Source organism: Photobacterium carnosum (assembly GCF_002849605.1).
Classification (GTDB): domain Bacteria; phylum Pseudomonadota; class Gammaproteobacteria; order Enterobacterales; family Vibrionaceae; genus Photobacterium; species Photobacterium carnosum.
On the sequence record NZ_NPIB01000004.1, the window covers coordinates 169,915 to 191,494 of the forward strand.

At 38.3% G+C, this 21,580-nt stretch carries 19 protein-coding genes and 1 pseudogene; 12 read left to right on the top strand and 8 right to left on the bottom strand.

The genetic code is table 11. From position 1 onward, the window contains the following. Positions 1-56 precede the first annotated feature (56 nt). Genes CIK00_RS05900 through CIK00_RS05910 form a run of 3 tightly spaced genes read right to left on the bottom strand, consistent with a single transcriptional unit; the run spans position 57 to position 3,015 of the window. Positions 57-818, bottom strand: a complete 762-nt coding sequence (locus CIK00_RS05900) for an ABC transporter ATP-binding protein (protein ID WP_101767986.1) — start codon at positions 816-818, stop codon at positions 57-59. Continuing rightward, positions 818-1,864, bottom strand: coding sequence for a FecCD family ABC transporter permease (locus CIK00_RS05905; protein WP_101767987.1), 1,047 nt, complete (start codon positions 1,862-1,864; stop codon positions 818-820). The genes CIK00_RS05900 and CIK00_RS05905 overlap by 1 nt, the downstream gene beginning before the upstream one ends. Continuing rightward, on the bottom strand, positions 1,864-3,015 hold the full coding sequence (locus CIK00_RS05910; protein WP_101767988.1) for an ABC transporter substrate-binding protein: 1,152 nt from the start codon (positions 3,013-3,015) through the stop codon (positions 1,864-1,866). The genes CIK00_RS05905 and CIK00_RS05910 overlap by 1 nt, the downstream gene beginning before the upstream one ends. A 296-nt stretch (positions 3,016-3,311) precedes the next feature. On the opposite strand from CIK00_RS05910, the gene CIK00_RS05915 reads away from it, so the two are divergent. From CIK00_RS05915 to hflX, 7 genes are all read left to right on the top strand, one after another. Beyond that, positions 3,312-4,013, top strand: coding sequence for a DNA alkylation repair protein (locus CIK00_RS05915; RefSeq protein WP_101767989.1), 702 nt, complete (start codon positions 3,312-3,314; stop codon positions 4,011-4,013). 129 nt (positions 4,014-4,142) lie between these two features. After that, positions 4,143-4,802, top strand: a complete 660-nt coding sequence (locus CIK00_RS05920; protein WP_101768021.1) for a DNA-methyltransferase — start codon at positions 4,143-4,145, stop codon at positions 4,800-4,802. Positions 4,803-4,856: 54 nt separating this feature from the next. Further along, the gene (locus tag CIK00_RS05925; RefSeq protein ID WP_101767990.1) at positions 4,857-5,789 is read left to right on the top strand and encodes a LysR family transcriptional regulator; all 933 of its coding nucleotides are present in this window, start codon (positions 4,857-4,859) and stop codon (positions 5,787-5,789) included. Between the two features lie 124 nt (positions 5,790-5,913). Then, on the top strand, positions 5,914-6,159 hold the full coding sequence (locus CIK00_RS05930; RefSeq protein WP_101767991.1) for a hypothetical protein: 246 nt from the start codon (positions 5,914-5,916) through the stop codon (positions 6,157-6,159). Between the two features lie 231 nt (positions 6,160-6,390). Next, complete coding sequence (locus CIK00_RS05935) at positions 6,391-7,086, top strand: SH3 domain-containing protein (RefSeq protein ID WP_101767992.1); 696 nt, start codon at positions 6,391-6,393, stop codon at positions 7,084-7,086. A 145-nt stretch (positions 7,087-7,231) separates the two neighbouring features. Continuing rightward, entirely contained in the window at positions 7,232-7,384 is a 153-nt protein-coding gene (locus tag CIK00_RS21290; protein ID WP_167388522.1) for a hypothetical protein, read from the top strand. Positions 7,385-7,679: 295 nt separating this feature from the next. After that, entirely contained in the window at positions 7,680-9,020 is a 1,341-nt protein-coding gene (gene hflX, locus CIK00_RS05940) for a GTPase HflX (protein WP_101767993.1), read from the top strand. Positions 9,021-9,105: 85 nt separating this feature from the next. Here hflX and CIK00_RS05945 read toward each other — a convergent pair whose 3' ends face one another. From CIK00_RS05945 to CIK00_RS05960, 4 genes are all read right to left on the bottom strand, one after another. Further along, positions 9,106-9,558 carry a hypothetical protein gene (locus tag CIK00_RS05945; protein ID WP_101767994.1) on the bottom strand — a complete coding sequence of 151 codons (453 nt, stop codon included), beginning with the start codon at positions 9,556-9,558 and terminating at the stop codon, positions 9,106-9,108. Between the two features lie 108 nt (positions 9,559-9,666). Continuing rightward, the gene (locus tag CIK00_RS05950) at positions 9,667-10,575 is read right to left on the bottom strand and encodes a DnaJ C-terminal domain-containing protein (protein WP_101767995.1); all 909 of its coding nucleotides are present in this window, start codon (positions 10,573-10,575) and stop codon (positions 9,667-9,669) included. A gap of 268 nt (positions 10,576-10,843) precedes the next feature. After that, positions 10,844-12,751 carry a molecular chaperone DnaK gene (dnaK, locus tag CIK00_RS05955; protein ID WP_101767996.1) on the bottom strand — a complete coding sequence of 636 codons (1,908 nt, stop codon included), beginning with the start codon at positions 12,749-12,751 and terminating at the stop codon, positions 10,844-10,846. Between the two features lie 257 nt (positions 12,752-13,008). Further along, complete coding sequence (locus tag CIK00_RS05960; protein ID WP_101767997.1) at positions 13,009-13,452, bottom strand: Hsp20 family protein; 444 nt, start codon at positions 13,450-13,452, stop codon at positions 13,009-13,011. 494 nt (positions 13,453-13,946) lie between these two features. Here CIK00_RS05960 and CIK00_RS05965 point away from each other — a divergent pair, with 494 nt between their 5' ends. From CIK00_RS05965 to CIK00_RS05985, 5 genes and pseudogenes are all read left to right on the top strand, one after another. After that, positions 13,947-15,920, top strand: coding sequence for a DUF294 nucleotidyltransferase-like domain-containing protein (locus CIK00_RS05965; protein ID WP_101767998.1), 1,974 nt, complete (start codon positions 13,947-13,949; stop codon positions 15,918-15,920). A gap of 2 nt (positions 15,921-15,922) precedes the next feature. Further along, positions 15,923-16,669, top strand: coding sequence for a 3'-5' exonuclease (locus CIK00_RS05970; protein ID WP_101767999.1), 747 nt, complete (start codon positions 15,923-15,925; stop codon positions 16,667-16,669). A gap of 189 nt (positions 16,670-16,858) precedes the next feature. Further along, complete coding sequence (locus CIK00_RS05975) at positions 16,859-17,665, top strand: efflux RND transporter periplasmic adaptor subunit (protein WP_101768000.1); 807 nt, start codon at positions 16,859-16,861, stop codon at positions 17,663-17,665. Then, the gene (locus tag CIK00_RS05980) at positions 17,666-18,055 is read left to right on the top strand and encodes an efflux RND transporter periplasmic adaptor subunit (protein WP_101768001.1); all 390 of its coding nucleotides are present in this window, start codon (positions 17,666-17,668) and stop codon (positions 18,053-18,055) included. 5 nt (positions 18,056-18,060) lie between these two features. After that, positions 18,061-21,183 (top strand): annotated as a pseudogene (locus tag CIK00_RS05985) (efflux RND transporter permease subunit). Positions 21,184-21,241: 58 nt separating this feature from the next. Here the strand turns inward: CIK00_RS05985 and CIK00_RS05990 are convergent. After that, a complete protein-coding gene (locus tag CIK00_RS05990; RefSeq protein WP_167388523.1) occupies positions 21,242-21,553 on the bottom strand; it encodes a hypothetical protein in 312 nt (103 codons plus the stop codon). Positions 21,554-21,580 lie beyond the last annotated feature (27 nt).

Consider the following 21,580-nt stretch of genomic DNA (forward strand, 5'->3'; position numbering starts at 1 on the left):
GATGTATGATCTAACATACGATTACGCCTCAGAATACTGAGGCGTAATAAAATGGTTCATTGTGATCTATTTGATGATTTAACAACGACAATCGGCCGCTCATCGATAATAGCAACGTGTGAATCAACATCAAATACCGACCAAATTAAAGGGGGTGTAATCGTCGTTATTGGATCGCCATAAGCAAATAATTTGCCTTGGTGCAACGCGGCCACTTTGGTTGAATATTGAATGGCTAAATTAAGATCATGGATCACCATTAATACACAAGCTTGGCTTTCTTGACTGTATTTTTTCACAAAATCAAGAAGCTTCATTTGGTTATGCATATCAAGCGCCGACGTTGGTTCATCAAGTATTAGCACTTTCGGTTGGTTAATAACGGCTTGCGCAAGCCCCACCATTTGGCTTTCACCGCCAGATAATTCAGTACACACTTTATTGGCTAAATGTAAAATTCCCATTTGTTTTAATAATTGTAAACTTTTTTCTGCACTGTTCGCTTTAGCAAATAAAGAATGTGATCCCATATTCAACGTGGTGATCAATAATTCAACCACTGTAATGGTGGCTGAAATACGATGATCTTGAGGTAAATAACCAATGTTTTCTAAGGTTAATGGTTTACCATGTAATAAAATTTGCTGTGAATGGTGGCGTAAATTTTGCGTAATATGACGGAGTAAGGTTGATTTTCCTGCACCATTTTTACCAATAATCGCTACCATTTCGCCTAACGCAATGGTAGGTAGCGATAAGTTATCTAAAATTGTTTTATCGTCAAATGCGACTGAAATATCACTAATTGTGAGTGCCATTAAAAACGCCCCCCTTTTTTAATGATTAAATAAACAAAGAAAGGAATACCAATAATCGACATCACCACCGTTAGCGGTAAAATAATGCCTGGCATAATACTTTTACTGGCAATAGAAGCCAGTTCTAGTAACACTGCGCCGACAAGGAATGATGCGGGTAGGAAGTAACGTTGATCTTCACCTAACACCATACGTGCAATATGAGGAGCAACGAGTCCGACAAAACCAACTGCCCCTACAAATGAAACCGCTAGCGATGTGATCACTGATACCAATAATAGAGTCTTAATGCGCAGTCGCTTAACGTTTACTCCCATTGCTTGAGCACGTTCGTGACCGATTTTAAGGGTGGATAACTGCCAAGCATCTTTCATCATTATTAATAATACAATCGGTAATACAATCGCAAGTACCGTAATTTTGGCCCAACTGCCGCGATCAAGTGATCCCATTTGCCAAAATACTAATGTTTGTAATTGGGTTTCACTGGCAACGTATTGCATCATGGTCAGTAAACTGTCGTAAGCAAACATTAACGCAATACCAAATAGCATTACGCCTTCAATTGAAATCCGCTTTACTGATGAAATCGCCGCAATTAAAAAGGTGGTTAATAAGCACATAATAAATGCCATTAACGCTATTTGATATTGTGGTGGAATAAAGGGGATCGCAATAGCGTTCGTGATTACCAGTGAAGCACCAAATCCTGCTGCAGCTGAGACGCCAAAAGTATAAGGATCTGCAAGGGGATTATTTAATGTGGTTTGCATTTGTGCGCCCGCCAATGCCAAGGCGCCACCTATCAATGGTGCCATTAATGCCATTGGCATACGAATATCCCAGACAATAATTTTACTGGCAATATCGCTGGTTTGAGGATGAATCAGTGCGTGGATCACTTGAGTAAAAGTTAGCCCTTGTGAGCCAATGAAAATATCGGCAATAACACAAATAATACTGAGTATAAAGAAAGCCGCTAAGGCCACTTTCTTGTTACGATTACGAATGTTATGTGTGTTTAACTCAAGTAAGATTGAGGTCATTACTGCATAGCCTTAAAGTTATTCTGGCCAAAATCGCCACTGATTGTGCGATGACCAAATTGCTTATTCATTTCTTCAAAGGTTTTCTCTGGATGTAGATTTTTAAATACGTTGGGATGAATCCATTTAGCAAAGTATTCCATTGCGACTAAGTTATACGGTGAATTATAAAACGGCATATAAATTGAATAGATATCTTTGGTTTGATAAGCACTGACAGCTTGTAGCCAATCACGATCCATTAATGCTGATGTTGCTGTTTTGATTGCGGCAGGATTAGGATTATAACCTAATGGTATACCATGTGTTGGCTGACCCTTATCATTAACCCAACCTGTTGTTTGCATAATATAAACATCAGGTCGAGCCGTGATTACGGTTTCTGGTGACATTTGTCCAGTTACTGCACCTTTTAATGGTTTATCTGCAATATTAATTGCTTTTAAGAACGGAATATAAGCCCCCATATTACCGCCAGCAAATGTACGACAACATGAATCACTGTAACCTGCTGCTCGTTCAATAAAGACCCGCTTGGGCTTCAAGTTAGGGTATTGGGCAAGGGTTTGTTTAAGATCGGCAATATGATCAAGGTAATAGTTAGCAAATGCTTGTCCTTGAGCTTCTCGACCGACGGCTTTAGCCACCGTTTCAACCGATTTTACAGTGTTCTTAATTGGGTTTTCACGAAAATCAACCGCGATCACTTTAATGCCTGCTGCGTTTAATTTTTTTAATAAACCGTTATCTTGCGCTAATTTAATATTAGATAAATCAACGATAAATAAATCAGGTTTCTGTTTTAAATTAATGAACCGTTCAGCATCAAATTCGCCTGATTTTATCAGTCCAATTTTGGGTACATGTTGGAGCGAAGGGTATTCTTTTACATAGTTGGCATACATGCTGGGTGCGGAAAATTGCATATCATCGCGTGCAGCAACAAGGTGTTTTGCAGCATCTTGTTGATAAATAATTTCAAGTAAAGGAAAAATACGGCTCGTTGATAACGCAATATTTTGAGGCTGGTGGTCAAACGTAATAGTGCGCCCGGCAACATCGGTTACTGTAACTGGATACGTTGCGGCAAAAGAGCTAAATGACCAAAAAGTAGTTGCGCAAAGTGTGAGGAATTTCAGCTTATTTTTCACAATGATACCTAGGAAGAATGATTTCTTGAATAGTAATGATAATACTTATCATTTTAAACCAAGATAAATGCAAACTTACACTGCAAAATTGAATGAGTTTGATTGTTATTTGTATTTTGGTGTGTAAATTGTTTGAAATAGTTAGAAAAGGTTTGAGATTTAACGCGCAGTATGAAAAAGTCGGAATACTTGGTTTTATCAATCAAAAAACATAACAATATTGATTATAATAAAGTTATTAACCATTACATGCCTTAATGCTCAGCAGTAATGAGAGATAACAAAGAGGAACGGCTATGTCATTAGTTATACCAATGGTTATCTTTATGCAGCAACATTTAGTCGCTGAAGGCAGTACACTTGTTGCAAAAAAAATGCAGTATGATCTTAACAGTCGACAACCCTTTTATGGTGTTAGCCTAGAAAAGCGTCATAAAATATTTCAATTAGCGATTACACATACCAGTATTGATAATATCGAAGACTATCATCGCTTATTATTGTGGTTATGGTCGGGGGTTTATCGAGAAGAACGCTATTTAGCTTTAGATGCTGGTGAGTATTATCCTGAATATCAGACGTTAGCTTCTTTTGATGTGTATCTTGAAATGTTAGCAACAGCCGATAATGTTGATACTTTAGATCGTCTTGTGACTAACTTGATAGGTAAGGTGATACTGCAAGATAAAGACTTAGAACGTTACCTTATTCAATGGCGTGAATCAGACAGTGTATGGTTAAAACGGGCGTCAGTATTAGCGCACTTACACCATAAGCAACAGACGAATGTAGTGCTGTTAACGGAGACTATTTTATATCTTGCCGCTGATAAGTCATTGCTAGTACAGCAAGCGATGGGGCAAGTGTTAAATGCTTATAGCCAAATTGATTTTACCTTTGTTGATACTTTTATAAAAAACAACATGACATTATTAACGCCGCTTTGCCGACGTGAAGCAAGAAAACTCACAATGGTGGTAAATAGCACAGTTGAGTAGAATTACCAGTGTTTAATCGCTTGGTGCTATCTATATTGATATTTTTTTGCTACAACACTTAACGAAAGTAGTGCCTGTTCATTAATGGATAGGCATTATGGTTTTTTAATGTTCAGTGTGGGTTTCTCTATGCAATTATATCAACAAGATGCCGTCGAATGGCTGTCTTCATTAACGGATAATAGTATCGATCTTTTGATTACTGATCCTCCTTATGAATCACTAGAAAAGCATCGAAAAATAGGCACAACCACACGTCTAAAAAATAGTAAATCTTCCAGTAATCAGTGGTTTGATATTTTTCCTAATCAACGATTTCAAACTTTACTTGAACAAGCTTATCGCGTTTTAAAACCCAATAGTCATTTCTATCTTTTCTGCGATCAGGAAACCATGTTTTACATTAAACCTATCGCAGAACAGGCTGGATTTAAATTTTGGAAACCGATTGTGTGGGATAAAGTCGCGATTGGTATGGGCTATCATTATCGAGCTCGCTATGAATTTATTCTTTTTTTTGAAAAAGGAAAACGTAAATTAGCTAATTTGTCTATTCCTGACGTGCTTGAATTTAAGCGCGTTTATCGCGGTTATCCGACAGAAAAACCAGTGCCTTTGATTCAAATATTAATTGAACAAAGCTCAGTTGTTGGTGATATTGTCGTTGATCCTTTTTTTGGTTCGGGTTCAACGTTAGTCGCAGCGCAACAATTACAACGTCAAGCATGGGGTAATGATATCTCAGATGCTGCGCACCAACATTTGCGTAGTCGAGTACAGCCAGCATAATGTTGACTGATTGATTTAGGCTATTGATTTTGGTTGTTGGTAAGGGCGCAGTAAATGAAGAACTTTGATATAAATTTATTACGTATATTAAACGTGTTGTTGGAAGAACAAAGTGTTACAGCCACCGCAGCGCGACTTCATCTTAGTCAATCGGCGGTGAGTAAGCAGTTAGCTAAATTACGTCAAACGTTTGCTGATCCTTTATTTGAACGGACACCTTATGGTTTACGTCCAACACCGAAAGCATTGTCATTATCAGATTCGGTTTATGATATTTTACAGCAGATTAATCAGTTAACGCGTGCAGAGCTATTTGATCCTGCACAGAGCCAACGTCAATTTCATATTGATTTAGTTGAAACCGCTTATGCATTAACTTACCCCCGTTTTATGCCTCAGTTATTACAGCAAGCCCCTGATATTAGTTTAACCAGTAAAACATGGAACGATGATAGTTTGCAGCGATTATTACGCTGTGAAATTGATTTTGGTATTGGTATTTTTGAGTGGGATGAACGTTCATCCAGTCATTATCGTAATGTACCTTCATCGTTAAATTATATTGAGTTAGCGCGTGATTATCCGGTGTGTTTAATGCGTCGAGGGCATCCTGCATTAAGTGAGCCTTGGAATTTAGATATATTTTTAAAATACCGTCATTTACAAGTTAGTATTGGCGGATTAAAGCGGTGGCTGCTTGATGAAATTTTAGCGCTTGAGAATAAGCAGCTCGATAATGCGGTTAATATGACGGATTTTTATGCCGCCGCGAAGTTATGTGAGCAAAGTGATTTATTGATGTGTTATCCCTCTGGACCCGCACTTGCGATGATTGAAAATACTGAATTGATCATTCGTCCTATTCCTATTGAATTAGAGCCAGGTGGTTATCTGTTATTATGGAATAAACATTTTGATTTAGATCCTAGTCATCAATGGTTACGGCAACTTATAACTAGCGGAGTTAACGCCAGCTTGAGAAAATAAAGGATCACAAATGAAAATTCATTGCTCATGTTCTACAACATAAGTGGCTAGTATATTAACCTCAATGGCGTATCGTATTTAAACATAATGTAGTTATTATATTTACATAAGAAGGTTGGTTATTATGTCACCTGAAGATAAAAAACTATTAGATCAAGTACTGACTCTTGAAGGTAAAGACCTTACGCGGTTAACGGCGGCAGAAAAAATGATATTTGATAAATTTAAAGCGCGCGAACATACATTTGGAGTGAGTATTGATGTTGCCACTGAAGCACCGATTGGCGATCTAGGCCAAGGCACATCTGAATATGATATTAACGAGCAAGAAAAAAATTACCCTCGTGAAATTATTATTAAACAAGATTGATAGTTAGTTCTGTCGTTATTATTAACGGTAGAAATTTAGCTTCCTGTTATAAATAATTTTATTTTTAATTAGTTATATTTCATTTTCGTTTAATCGTTAATGATATAAATATGATGTTATTCATTTTGGATTCATTTTCAACGTTTAATATAATAGACACTCAATCTGCTTATTTATAGCCACCGTTTTTAATGTATTTTTAAATTATGTAAATACGCATAAGAGGTCGATATGAAACGTTTAGCGATGGCAATTACAGGTATTGTAGCCGTTACTTGTCTAAGTACTGCTGCGTGGGCTGACACCAGCATACAAACGATTAAAGTGTATGAAAACCCAAGCATTACTTCTCCTGTGGTTGAAACCATAAAGTCTGAGATACCATTAATTACCATTTATCAAAATAATGGCTGGGAAAAAGTGGGTGATACAACTAATGGTAATACGGGTTGGATCCAAAGTGTTGATCGCCAAATGATAGCAAAAGCGAATACCAAGGTTTTGCCTGATCAAACGACCAATACAGTAAAAACTAAAGATGGTGAGAAGAGTGTAACCAAGGGTGTATTGCAAACACCACAAGGTCCATTCCATTATGAAATTGTGCAATTTCAAGGTAATAATAATCAAAAAGTAGATACGCACTTTTATAATGCAATGCAAAAACAACAACTTGAAATGAACCAAGCATTTGCAAATTCTTGGAATACTATGGGTAATCCAAGTGATTTTAATACTATGCAATCTAACATGGCGAAGTTAATGCACCAGCAACAACAGAAAATGTTAGCGATGCAACAACAGTTTCAACAAGCAGGGATTAGCTCACCAACTCAAGTTAAATTAAGTGATCATGTTGCAACACCAGCAAAAGCGACAGCATCTACAGTCGTTACGTCGACAGATACGGTTGCTGCGACTAAATAAATCTATTGTATTATCCAGTGAAAATTAGTGGATAATACAATGTTAAAACCCTTTATTAATATTCGTATTGAGAGAGGGTTTTTTATTATCAGTAGAATGATTAATAATCAGTGTTTAATAGTGGTAGCTTAAGATTATTGTGGGTATGGTACTTATTTTTATTGGCGCTGAGTCTGATGCACCGTGTAAAGATAACGGTATAAAAGGAGATCCTGCAATGGTTTATACTGTTATAGAGGCATTAGCTAAACACCACCAGATATCAACGAAGAAGACACCGCGTTATTTGATAAAATAGGTTGTAAATAAATGATAAGGAAGTTGTTATGTTGCGTTTTAAATGTTCACATTGTTCTCAGCGAACTATTTCGATGTCTAAAAAATTTTGGGGAGTTATAAATAAATCAGGGTTGTCTTCAGTGTCATAAAACCTAGAGTATTAGTGCAACTTATCATCAAAAAGTGGGATATTTGTTCTTGTGTTAAATGGATAATACAAGTCACCGTCTATTTTTATATAAAGCTGACTAATAACAGCGTAGGATGAGACAAATATACAAAATAGGGTGCGCGTATGTGCACAATAGAAAATTATGCAATTAACTGCAAAAGCATCATCTAATCACGCGTTATTGATTTCTATTCAAACTCCACAGTTTAAGGGGGATGAAGCAGCAGCATCATTAGCTGAATTGGCTCGATTGGTAACAACTCTTGGTTTTAAGGTTGTAGGAACACAATCACAAAGACTAAATTCGAATCAGAAAGTAAGCGTTCTAGGTTCGGGTAAACTGGCTGAAATCGCACATCTCACTGGTAATCAAGGTCTGATCGAAGAAAGTGAAGAAAGTGATGATGTTGATGAGATGCTTTTTACAGAACTACCCTCTGAAAACCTGTCATTTGGTAGTGCTGATGTAGTGGTTTTTGATTGTGATTTAAGCCCATCACAGTTGCGTAATGTTGAAAATCAATTAGGTGTTGAGGTTTTTGACCGCACCGGTATTATTATTGAAATCTTTAGTCGTCATGCTCGTACTCGAACTGCACGACTACAAGTTGAGATTGCACGTCTTAACTATTTAGCACCACGTTTACGTGAATCGGCTATTGGTAATAAAGAACGTCAAATGGGTAAAGGTGCGGGTGAAACGACACTTGAGCTCGATCGCCGTAAAGTTCGCGATCAATTAGCTGAATTAAGACGTGAATTAGTCAGTGTTCAAGATGAACTTAAAGGCCGACGTACTCAACGTTCTGAGCTTTTCTGTGTCGCATTAGTAGGCTATACCAATGCGGGTAAGTCATCAATGATGCGCGCATTAACAGGCAGTGATGTTTTAGTTGAAAATAAACTGTTTGCTACACTTGATACAACAGTACGTGCTTTACAGCCGATCACTCAACCTCGAATTTTAGTGTCAGATACTGTCGGTTTTATTAAAAAATTACCGCACGATTTAGTGGCTTCATTCCACTCGACGCTAGCTGAAGCACATGATGCTTCTTTATTACTATATGTTGTCGATGCATCTGATGCTTCTTTCCGTTCACAACTTGATGTTGTGCATGAAGTATTAAAAGAAGTGGGTGTCGATGGCATCACGAAGCAATTAATATTAAATAAATCTGACCAATTGAGTGATGAAGAGCAACAAGCATTAATGGTTGAGTTTCCTGATGCTGTTATGACATCAACCCGTAATCCTGCTGATATTACCAAGTTACATCAATATATCGTTAATATTGCACAAGATGAGATGATTGAAGATGAAATCATCGTGCCATATACCGCAAATGGTATTATCGGTGAAATTCGCTCAAGCATGAGTGTAACTAAAGAAGAATATGAATATGAACATATTACTTTTACAGTACGCTCAAACCCAATTAATTTAGCGCGTCTAAAAAAACAGATGCAGAATAAAGACTAAATAATACGGTTAAGTTCGTATCCTAGACCATCATAAAATACCTAGCAGACTCTATGTTGGATATTTAAAATGAGCGATTATTCGCTCATTTTTTTTCTTTGTGCTCACCGTTAAAGCCTAAAAAAGATAATTGTTTTTTTGCCACCTCGGGTGGGGTGTCGCTGCTATCGCTATCATTTTCTTCTGTAGTAGGATGCGTTGAAATCGGCAATAATCTAAATATCGCAAACCCACCTTCTTTACGTATAAATGAGATTTGACGGTGTAAAAGGTTATCACTTGTTTTTGTTGCCGCTAAGGTTTTGTCATTGACTAACGCTAATGGGGCAATCATCATTTGGCAATGATAAAGCTTGTAATTGTAATCATTAAAGAAACGGCAAGGTTGATCAAGCGTAAATGTCTCACCTTCAAGTAAATGACGACTATTCTCCACCGCGTTATTAATGTCGGTGATGTTAGCGGCAAATGCATAAGAAGTAGTAAAGCTAATACTTGCAATGACTAACAAGCTGGTGGAAATGATTTTTTTTAGCATAGAGTATTCCTAGTTTAATCTAAGTTGAATGCAAAAAAGCCAATACCGAGGAATAATAATATTCACTGATATTGGCTTTATTATAGACAGGGTTTCATCTAGCTTAGGTTAAGCTGCTGCAAACTCATTCAGTAATTCTTTTTGGCGATCACTCAGGTTAAGTGGTGTTTCAATGATAAGTTGAACAATCAAATCACCCGTATTGCCTTTACGATCAGTAACGCCTTTCTCTTTTAGACGGAATTTACGACCAGTTTGTGTGCCTTCAGGTATTTTTAAACTGATTGCACCACCTAATGTATTGACTTCCACTTTACCGCCTAAGGCTGCGGTAACAAAATCAGTGGTTGCTTTACAAAGTAGGTTATTACCTTCGCGAGTGTAACGTGGGTGAGGACGAATATTCATTTGAATATAAACGTCACCCTGAGGGCCACCGTTAATACCAGGATGACCTTTACCGCTTAAACGAATACGGCCACCTTCTTCGATACCTGCTGGAATTTTGATGTTTAGCTTTTTATTGGTTTGGGTGCGGCCTTCAAATACAGGGAGATCGATAACGCGTGATGCGCCGCTGATCGCATCTTCAAGATCGATTTCCATTGTATATTGAAGATCTTCACCTTTTTGAGGACGGGTTGAATGACGACCACCAAAACCACCTTGGCCACCACGTGCATTGGAGAACATATCACCAAATGCACCGCCAAACATATCTTCAAAATCACCATAACCAGCTTGCTGACCAAAGCCTTGTTGACCACCTCGACCGCCACCCATTCCTGGATTTTCAAACGCATTATGACCAAATTGATCGTAAGCCGTGCGTTTTTCTTTATCCATTAGAATCTCATAAGCCGCTTTTACTTCTTTGAATTTATCGGCTGCGGTTGGATCATCAGGGTTTTTATCTGGGTGAAACTTCATTGCTAGCTTTTTGTAAGCTTTCTTAATTTCTTTCTCAGATGCAGTTTTGGCGACACCAAGAACTTCATAAAAATCGCGTTTTGACATTGGTAACACCTCTTATCCCTAGCGGGATAACTATCTGGAACATTCTAAATCATGCAATTAAACCATATGATAACGAAAAACAGCATCATACATAAACAGTTAATGATCTAAAAAGGCACAGATAGTTAGCCTAGTGGGATTATCGCTCTATTATAATCGTCGAAAAGGGCGAGAGATAAAGATCTCTACGCCCATTGTTTTTGCGAAGCTTTGCTATGTGTCGTCGATTATTGATCTAACAATGTATCGATATAACAACAGTAGTGTCTTACTTCATTTCTTCAAACTCAGCATCTACAACGTCATCATCTTTCGCATTTTGTTGCTGGTTTGCGTCAGATTGTCCTTGAGTATTTGCTTGGGTTTGAGCCTGAGCATGTTCCATTATTTTTTGTGCTGCTGTCATTAACGCTTGAGTTTGAGTATCTATTGCGGCTTTATCATCGCTAGATTTAACTGCTTCAAGCGCTGTAATAGCTGCTTCAATGTTCGTTTTCTCTGCTTCAGGAAAGCTATCTCCCGCTTCAGTCATCTGTTTACGAGTATTATGAATCAATTGATCAGCTTGGTTACGTGCAGTGACTAACTCTTCAAATTGTTTGTCTGCGTCTTTGTTCGCTTCTGCTTCTTGTACCATCTTCTCAATTTCAGCTTCTGTTAAACCGCCTGATGCTTGAATAGTTATTTTCTGTGCTTTGCCTGTTGCCTTATCGGTAGCAGATACATTTAAAATACCATCAGCGTCTAAGTCAAATGTTACATTAATCTGTGGCATACCACGAGGTGCTGCTTGAATACCTTCAAGGTTAAACTGACCTAATGATTTATTATGTACCGCTTGTTTACGTTCACCTTGAAGTACATGAATCGTTACTGCATTTTGGTTATCCTCAGCAGTAGAGAACACTTGATCCGCTTTTGTCGGAATGGTCGTGTTTCTATTGATCAAGGTTGTCATCACGCCCCCCATGGTTTCAATACCAAAGGACAGTGGTGTTACATCAAGCAATAGTACATCTTTAACATCGCCCGCTAAGACACCCGCTTGAATGGCTGCGCCCATCGCAACAGCTTCATCTGGGTTAACGTCTTTACGTGGCTCTTTGCCAAAGAAGTCAGTAACAACTTTTTGTACCATTGGCATCCGTGTTTGACCACCCACTAAAATCACATCAGTAATGTCATTTATAGTTAGGTTAGCGTCTTTTAATGCTGATTTTACAGGGTCTAGTGTACCTTGTACTAGGTCTTCAACCAGTGATTCCAATTTTGCACGTGTGATCTTAACATTCAAGTGTTTAGGACCGGTCGCATCCGCAGTAACGTAAGGCAGATTAACATCAGTTTGTTGTGCTGACGATAATTCAATCTTCGCTTTTTCAGCGGCTTCTTTTACACGCTGCATTGCTAATGGATCATTTTTAAGATCGATGCCTTGGTCTTTCTTGAACTCGCTTACAAGGTAGTTAATTAAACGCGTATCAAAGTCTTCACCACCAAGATGAGTATCACCATTGGTTGCTAGTACTTCAAACGTTTGCTCGCCATCAACGTTATCAATTTCAATAATAGAAATATCAAACGTACCACCCCCTAAGTCGTAAACGGCAATAACGCTGTCACCAGCTTTTTTATCAAGACCATACGCTAATGCTGCGGCTGTTGGTTCATTGATAATACGCTTAACATCAAGACCTGCAATACGGCCAGCATCTTTTGTTGCTTGACGTTGAGCATCATTAAAGTAAGCAGGAACGGTAATGACTGCGCCTGTTACTTTTTCACCTAAGTACTCTTCTGCTGTTTTCTTCATTTTCTTTAAAATTTCAGCAGAAACTTGTGGTGCGGCCATTTTTTGACCTTTTGCTTCAACCCATGCGTCACCATTATCAGCCTTAATGATTTTGTAAGGCATGATATCAAGATCACGTTGGATTTCGTCATCTTCAAAACGACGACCGATTAAACGTTTAATCGCAAACAAGGTATTCTCAGGATTAGTCACGGCCTGACGTTTTGCGGGTTGGCCTACTAAGGTTTCACCATCAGTGTAGGCAATGATTGATGCCGTGGTACGTTCACCTTCCGCATTTTCAATAACACGTGGAATACCGCCATCTAAAACAGCAACACAAGAGTTCGTTGTACCTAGGTCAATACCGATAATCTTACTCATATTTATTCTTTCCTTTGTGCGCTACATTGATTAGTTTTTCTTATTCGAACGGCGAGTTATAAGTATGCCATTAAGGTCCATGAAAGGGTTCATGTGATCCTTGGGAATAACAATAATCAATCCAGCTAAATTTTTAAATAACCCATAATAGGGTTGAATATTGACGGAGCTATTAGTCTATAGCCAAAATCATGGCATTATTAATGATGCTAATAGCTCAACGTTATTACGAGAGGAGCACTTACAACTGATGATGTTTACTCGGCAGTCGGTGCTACTGATGCTGATTGACCAATTGTAATTTTACGCGGTTGCATTGCTTCTGGTACTTCACGGAAAAGGTCAATATGTAGCAGACCATTTTCGAGATTAGCACCCACAACACTTACGTAATCAGCAAGTTGGAATTTACGTTCAAAGTTACGCTCAGCAATACCCTGGTAAATAAAGTTCTTGTTTTCTTCTGGTGCACGAGTACCAGTTACAACAAGCATATTCTCGTTTTGAGTAAGATCTAAACGCTCTTCAGAGAAACCAGCAACTGCCATAGTGATACGGTAGTTATTCTCATCCGTTTGTTCGATATTGTACGGAGGGTATCCCGTTGCTTGAGTTTTAGTGTTGCTTGCTTCAACAAGGTTAAACAAGCGATCAAAACCAATAGCATGACGGTATAGGGGAGTGAAATCTACATTACGCATAAAAACTATCCTCAATAATAAGCAATAGTCTTAGTTGGTTATTAAGTGTGTCGTTATCGACAGGGCGACTTAATAGCTAACTAAGTGAACCAATCCGTTACAGGATCTTGATTCGTTATATAAGTGCTAATAAGGCATTCCCTAATAAGGCGAATCTTAGTAGCGGTTTGAACTCCATCTGGCAGTTCATGTAATTAATATATGCTTCCGGTGAGTTGCCGTCAACACTTTTTGATTAGTTTTTCTAATGTTTTATTTCGATTTTTACTAACGTACTGATTTTGAAATATTATCAGCACTAAAAAATTGTACTCTGTTTTATTACTAAGAGATAACGGTTGATAATCTAATGCCATTCAACTGTATTTCTGTTCTTGCTCTTATCTATATAAGGGCGGAAAACGTATTTTCAAGCGTTATAAGCATCAAAATTATGATGTAGAGTCTTGCGATGTTATTTATGTGGGCTTTGTTACAGTAATCGTAATTCAAGCATGAAAAAAGCACCAAATATTAGTATTATCAACTGGTTAATAGTGCTTTTCCAACTTTTTGATGCAGTAATACGAGTGATTATTGATATGTCTGAAACATTGATTCCTAATATTGTTGAGTTTATGGGAGCGGTTGATCCGTTTGATAAGCTAAACCCTAAAACATTACGTGATGTCGCGGGAATGATCATTATTCGCTATTTTGGTAAAGGTGAGGTGATTGATTTACAAGAAAGTGATCAACTGTATTTATTGCGAACGGGCGCTGTTGAACAACGCAATCTTGATGGTACGTTACGAGCAAAATTAGCAGCGGAAGATTTTTTTGGTTTTTCTCGATTAACTCAGCAAGAGACCAATACCGCCAGTGATCCTTATACCATTACGGTTATTGAAGATGCGCTAATTTATTGTTTGTCTATTAATGCATTATTAGCCAAATTAAATGATCAGCCGAATGCTTTAGCGCATTTTGCTTCACATGCACAAAGTCGTCTTCGCAGTGGATTAAATGTTGTGTGGTCACAACATGAAAAAGGGTTGTTTTTTAAACCTATCATGGACGTGCTTAATCCTCATATTGTTTTGGTTGAAAGTACTCAAACCATTCAAGCGGTTGCTAAAGCAATGCATGTGAGCACAAATTCATCTTGTGCCTTTATTATGCAGAATAATGAATTTATTGGCCTGATTACAGATAAAGACATGACGAAGCGCGTCGTTGCTGAAGGTATCGCTATCACCGAGAACATTGCCGTCGTTATGACGAAAACGCCTTATAGTGTTAAACGTGAAGATTTGGTGATCACGGCGGCATCGTTGATGATGCAACACGGTATAAAGAATATCCCTGTGGTAGATAATGGCGTTCCAATCGGATTAATTACCCCCTCTGATTTAGTTCAAAACCATCGTATTCAAGCGATCTTTTTAATTGATAAAATTAATAAAATTGAACGTCTTGATCAGCTGGCAAAGCTTGCTATTGAACGACAAGCTATTTTTGAAGCCTTGGTTGAAGCGAAAGTGACTGTTAGTGTTATTGGTCAGGTCATGGCAATGATCATGGATGCTTATAATCGTCGGTTAGTGATGATGGCAGAGGCATATTTAGGGGCCGCACCTTGTGAATATTGTTGGATTGTTGCCGGTTCTCATGCCCGTAATGAAGTTCATATGCTGTCTGATCAAGATAATGCGTTGATTTTAGCAAATGATGCGACTGATACAGATAAAGCTTATTTTCACCATTTAGCGATGTATGTCAGTAAGGGAATGGCGTTGTGTGGGTATGAGCTTTGCAGTGGTCGCTTCATGGCCGTGACGCATAAATGGTGTCAGCCACTCGCAGTATGGAAAGCGCACTATCAAAAATGGGCGGTAAACCCTGAATATGATTTATTATTGGAAATGAGTGTCTTTCTTGATATGCGTTATGTGACGGGTAATCAACAGCTGGTCGATGAGTTACAGGCGTGTATGTGTAAACAGCTGGTTCATAATGCGCGTTTAATCTCAGCCTTGGCTCGTAATGCGTTGGTACAGAAAACACCGCTGAGTATTTTTAGAAATTGGGTATTAGTAAAAGAAGGTGAAAATGCCAATACGCTTGATATTAAAAGTGCCGCATTAAGTATTATTGTGAATTTAGTGCGTGTGCAATATTTACAGTTACTATCACAATTATACAGCGCAGAGGGAAGTGTTGTTTATAAAACCAATACCGAAGAAAGATTACAGGCATTGTTTGAACACAATGTGATAAATAAGGCGACGTTCAAGGATTTATTAGCGGCATTTCAATTTATTAGTCAGATCCGCTATAGCCATCAACTGCAAGCATTACAACAAGGTAAAATACCTAATAATCATATTAACCCTAATGCGTTTAATAGTTTTGAACGTACACATCTACGGGAAACGTTTAAGTTGATCACTAGCTATCAAGAAGTCATCAAAATGAAGTTTTGCTAAGCATGAAGAATAATCATATTTTCAGCCGATCTCAGTGGTGTTTATGGTGGCAGCGCTTATTGGGAAATCCATTAGGTGATTTGGAACAGCGACGAATAACGCTGTTACAACAGCGGCCTGACTTACCTGATTTTATTCAAGCATTGTTTCGTGCGCCGCTACCTCAATCATTAACAGTGATTAATCAATGGCCATTGTTAGCGATTGATTTTGAAACTACAGGTTTTGATGCTCAGCAAGATGATATCTTATCGGTAGGCTATGTTGCTATGCAGATTAATGCGATTGATCTGAGCACAAGTGTCAGTGAATTAATCAATTCAAGTGCAACAATTAAACCTGATAGTGTGGTGATCAATCATATTGATCATGCGCAATTATTACAGGGACAGCCACTTGATGAGGTGATGATGCGATTGCTGGTGGCTTTGACGGGAAAAATAGGTATTGCTCATGGCTGTTTTATGGAACAAGGCTTTATCAGTGCGTATCTACAACATAAATATCAATTAAATGATTGCCCGCTACTGTGGCTAGACACGTTACCTTTGTATCAATCTTTATATAATAATCAAATATCACACCAAGATGCGCGTTTAGGCAGTGCGCGGCATAAGTTAGGTTTACCTGAGTATCAAGCCCATGATGCCTTGTTTGATGCTATCGCGTGTGGTGAATTATGTATGGTGTTGGTACATAAAATTTACGGTAATAAATCCCCGACGCTTAGTCAGTTACTTAAACGTTAGTGTTACTTATTTTAAGCTTTAGATCTTAGTTTAAGATTTAGGTGCCTTTCTTTATTCATTCATTCACTGTCGTTGTTATTCTGCATTGATCACTTAATTGCACATCTAAACAACACGCTATGTATAGATGATCTACACTCAAATTAAAGTAATAGTGTGTTTTGGTTTGCTAGTAAGGGATTGGATAGCATGGGTGTCATTATAAGACGCTATTTACCAGTAGTGATTTTATTGCTGTTTGCAGGATTATCGGCCGGATTATTATTAAATCGGCCTCAGCCTCAGCAAAAATTGATTGAAAATATTGTACCAGTGCTTGATGTGATGCAAGTGAAAAAGCAGCAATTACGTTTTAGTATTCATTCTTATGGAATGGTAAAGCCTAAGCATCAAGCAGAGTTAGTGGCACAAGTCAGTGGCATTGTTAACCGCTTAACGCCTGCTTTTGCTGTTGGGCAATTTGTGCAAAAAGGACAGGTGTTAGCGTATTTAGACGACGATGATTACCACGCTGATCTTGCTCAGGCGCAGGCAACGTTAGCTCAAGCAAAAGCGAAACTTGAACAAGAAATCGCCCATGGGATCGTAGCAAAAAAGAATTTACGGCATGTGGCCGTCGCTAAGCAGTCAGCGTTAGGATTACGCATTCCACAACGAAAACAAGAACAAGCGAACGTTAAATTTGCACAAGCAGCATTAGCCCGTGCCCAACGCAATGTTACCCGTACAAGTATTACCGCGCCCTTTGATGGTTTAATTACAGAGAAAACCGTTAATATTGGCACTCATGTCAATGTTGGCGAGCAACTTGGGCGCATATTTGGTACAGATGTCGCTAGAATCCGTCTTCCTGTGACACCACAAGCTTTTTCATTCCTCGATACAAACGCACTCAATACTCACGTTATATTAGCCTCAGAGCGCCTTGGTCAGCCTTATCAACATTGGCAAGCTGACTTTATTGGTACTGAAGGGATCATCGATCAGCAAAGTTGAATGGTTTATCTCATTGTTGATGTGATCGATCCTTATCAATTGCAATTATCTCGTTCGCAACGAACGGATATTCTAAAATTTGGGACGTTTGTTACCGCAAATGTTGCAGCCAAGCCGATTGATAACGCCATTAAATTACAACGTCACATGGTGAGAAATGATCATGTAGTCTTGGTTGATAGCAATGGCTTAACTCAGATGCGGAAAGTCGTTATTGCGCGTACTGATCTTGATCATGCTTATATTAGTGCTGGATTAGATGAAGGTGAATTAGTGTCACGAACTTGGCCTGATAATCATTTAGATGGCACAAAAGTGACGCCAATCTTAAATATTCCTTCATCATCAGTAGCACAAGCACATTCTAAAGCTACTGAGAACGGAGAGTAAGGAGAATGGAATCATCAGGGATCATTGCTTGGTTTACGCGTAATCATGTCGCCGCTAATTTGTTGATGCTGCTGGTGATGATCGGTGGTTTATTTTCAGTTAATCTTATTAATAAAGAGATATTTCCTGCCTTTGGTACTCATAAAATTACCATAACCACTCAATATACAGGAGCTGCCGCTGCCGATGTAGAACAAGGGATCATTGTTAAAATTGAACAAGCTATTGATGACCTTGCTGATATTAAGCGGGTGACGGCTGTTGCCAACCAAGGAAGTGGGGTTGTTACGGTTGAACTTGATAATGATGCTGATCTTAATAAAGTTTTAGATGAGGTAAAACAGCGGGTTAATAATATTACGACATTCCCTGCTCAAATGGAGCCGCCCTTGATTCAACGGGCGGAATTTATGAGTAATGTGATGTTTTTATCAATATATGGTGATTTGAGTGATCGCCAACTCAAACGTTATGCTCAAGTTGTAAAAGATGAGATTATTCAACAAACCAGTGCGACAGCTGTGACGGTAAGCGGAATAAAAAATGATGAAATAGCGATTGAAATAGCCGCACACCAACTGCGTGATCATGACGTTACCATTGAGAAAATTGCACAGGTATTACAGCAACGTTCATTGGATTTACCCGCTGGTGCAATTAAAGCCCAAGATGGTGATGTATTAGTTCGCACCACAGAACAACTTTATCAAGGCGATCAATTTGCCAATATTGTTTTACGCACGAACGCTGATGGGAGTCGATTACGCCTGTCTGATATCGCTACCGTAACGGATGGTTTTGTTGAGCAATCGGTGCTTAATCGGTTTAATCAACAACGTGCTGCGGTGATACAAATTCGAAATCTTCCTAATCAAGACGCAACGCTCATATCCAAGCAAATCAGTGATTATGTGACGAATAAAAAGGCGCAATTACCCGCTGGCATTCATATTGATAAATGGGCTGATATGTCACATTACCTTGAAGGGCGGCTTAATATGATGCTGTCTAATATGGTGTATGGCGGATTATTGGTGTTTATTATTCTCGCTATTTTTCTTGAAGTAAGATTAGCGTTTTGGGTAATACTTGGGTTGCCTTTTTGTTTTCTTGGCACGTTACTGTTTATGCCATTTGAGATGATTAATATCTCCATTAACTTATTGTCGTTATTTGGGTTTATTCTCGTACTGGGGATCGTGGTTGATGATGCGATTGTTGTGGGAGAAAGTGTTTATTCAGAAGTAGAACAAAAAGGACAAACGGTTAATCATGTTATTCAAGGGGCGAAGCGAGTCGCTATTCCTGCAACCTTTGGGGTATTAACGACCATGGCTGCATTTGTGCCAATGCTGTTGTCAGATAGCCCTCGCACTGAATTTTTTAAGGCCATTGGATGGGTGGTTATTTTATGTTTAACTTTTTCCCTGATTGAATCTAAATTAATTTTGCCCGCCCACTTAGCTCGATCGCGCTTAGTACAACAACGATCCTGGAATAATCCTATTGTACGAATGAAACAACGCTTTAATCAGGCGGTAAATAAGTTTATTCATGTTCATTATCGACGTTTTATTGGTTTAGCCATCATACATCGATATAGCGTCTTAGCGACATTTGTCGGTGTGTTGTGTTTAGCGTTGGCATTAGTGTTCAGTGGACAATTACGGTGGGTGTTCTTTCCTAAGTTGCCGTCTGATTATATTCAAGTGCGGGTGGAAATGAATGATTCTAATTCAAAAGCAAATAATATTAAGGTTATTAATCAATTAGAACAGGCATTGTATAAAACTGATGAAGAAATTTATCAGCAGCAGGGTGTGCATGTGGTGAAGCATAGCTTTGTTAATATGCGAGATAACAATAATATGTTTGTGTTGGTTGAATTAGAAAAAAGCGAAAGTTTACCGATCACTAGCTTTGAGGTTTTAAATAAATGGAAACAATATATTCCACCATTATCTGGTGTTAAAACTATTGCGTATGAAGCATCTATTGATCGTCAAAAAAGTGATATTCAATACCGTTTGCAAGGCGAGAATAGTCAGCAACTATTACAAGCGGCTACGCAATTAAAACAGCAGCTTAAACGTTACCAAGGGGTATTTAATGTTGAAGATGATTTATCCGCGCCAACACAAGAGATTAATATAAAGTTAACGCCAATTGGGAAAATCTTAGGTTTATCCGTCGCGAATCTGACCAATCAAGTTCGACATGCTTTTCATGGTATTGAAGTTCAACGTATTTTACGCAATAACTAAGAAGTGAAAGTGATGGTACGTTATCCTGCTGATGAGCGTCGTAGTGTCGGTTATTTACAAAATATGAAAGTAGTTTTAGCAAATGGTACGTTGGTGCCATTTTCTGAAGTGGCAACCATTGATTTTATTTCAGCACTAAACAGTATTAATCGGGTAGATAAACGTCGAACATTAGTCGTTAGTGCAAATGTTCACAAAGGTAAAGCTTCTCCATCTGAGATATATACCATTATAAATAAAGATTATTTACCGTTATTACGTCAGCAATATCCAAGCGTTAACATTCAACTTGATGGGCAAGCAAAAGAAGAGTCTGAAACGAAAGTTAGCCTACTTCGTGATGCGGTATTAGCACTGGTTGCTATTTTTGCATTAATGGCGATTCCATTACGATCATACAGCCAACCGTTGATCATTATGTCGGTGATCCCCTTTGGTATTATTGGTGCGATTGCTGGGCACTATTTTGCGGATATTTCACTTAATTTACTGAGTGTGTTTGGTATTTTGGCATTGTCTGGCGTAGTGGTGAATGATTCTTTAGTGCTGGTGGTGTTTATTAATCGTGCTTTGGAACAAGGTGTTCCTCTTTATGATGCTGTTATTGATGCTGGGTGTTGCCGCTTTAGGGCGATTGTATTGACGTCGTTAACCACCTTCTTTGGCTTGGCGCCTATTTTACTTGAAACGAGCTTGCAGGCACAGATTGTGATCCCTATGGCAACATCATTGGCATTTGGGATCTTATTTGCAACAGTCGTTACTTTACTATTAGTGCCTGCTCTATATTTAATTTTGAATGACATCAAACAAGCTTGTCGGCGTTTATTGCATTATTGGTGGCGTCCACAGCTTGATAAATAAATTTTTCTTATAATTGAATACCTGCCGTAATAGCTGATAGATATTCAATGATTAGCCATTATTTTTTAGTTGTATTTTTACTGGATAAACACTCGCTATAATCATTAAAGCCTTTTTGTTGGCACTCAAGAACATTTTTTTTCATATGATTGAGCTCGGTATGATCACGGACTGAATAAATATTGCCATTAGTACAATTAATTGAGATAACACCATTTTGCTCAAAATGATAACCTTCAATTTCACTACCACAGGGGTTAAATCCAACTCCCGCATCTACACTTACTCTTGTTGGAATGGTACGCATACTTTCAGTTACACATCCGACTAACAATAAACAGAATAGACATGTAATAATAAATTGTTTCATATAGTGAGCGTACTTTTAAGTGATGAT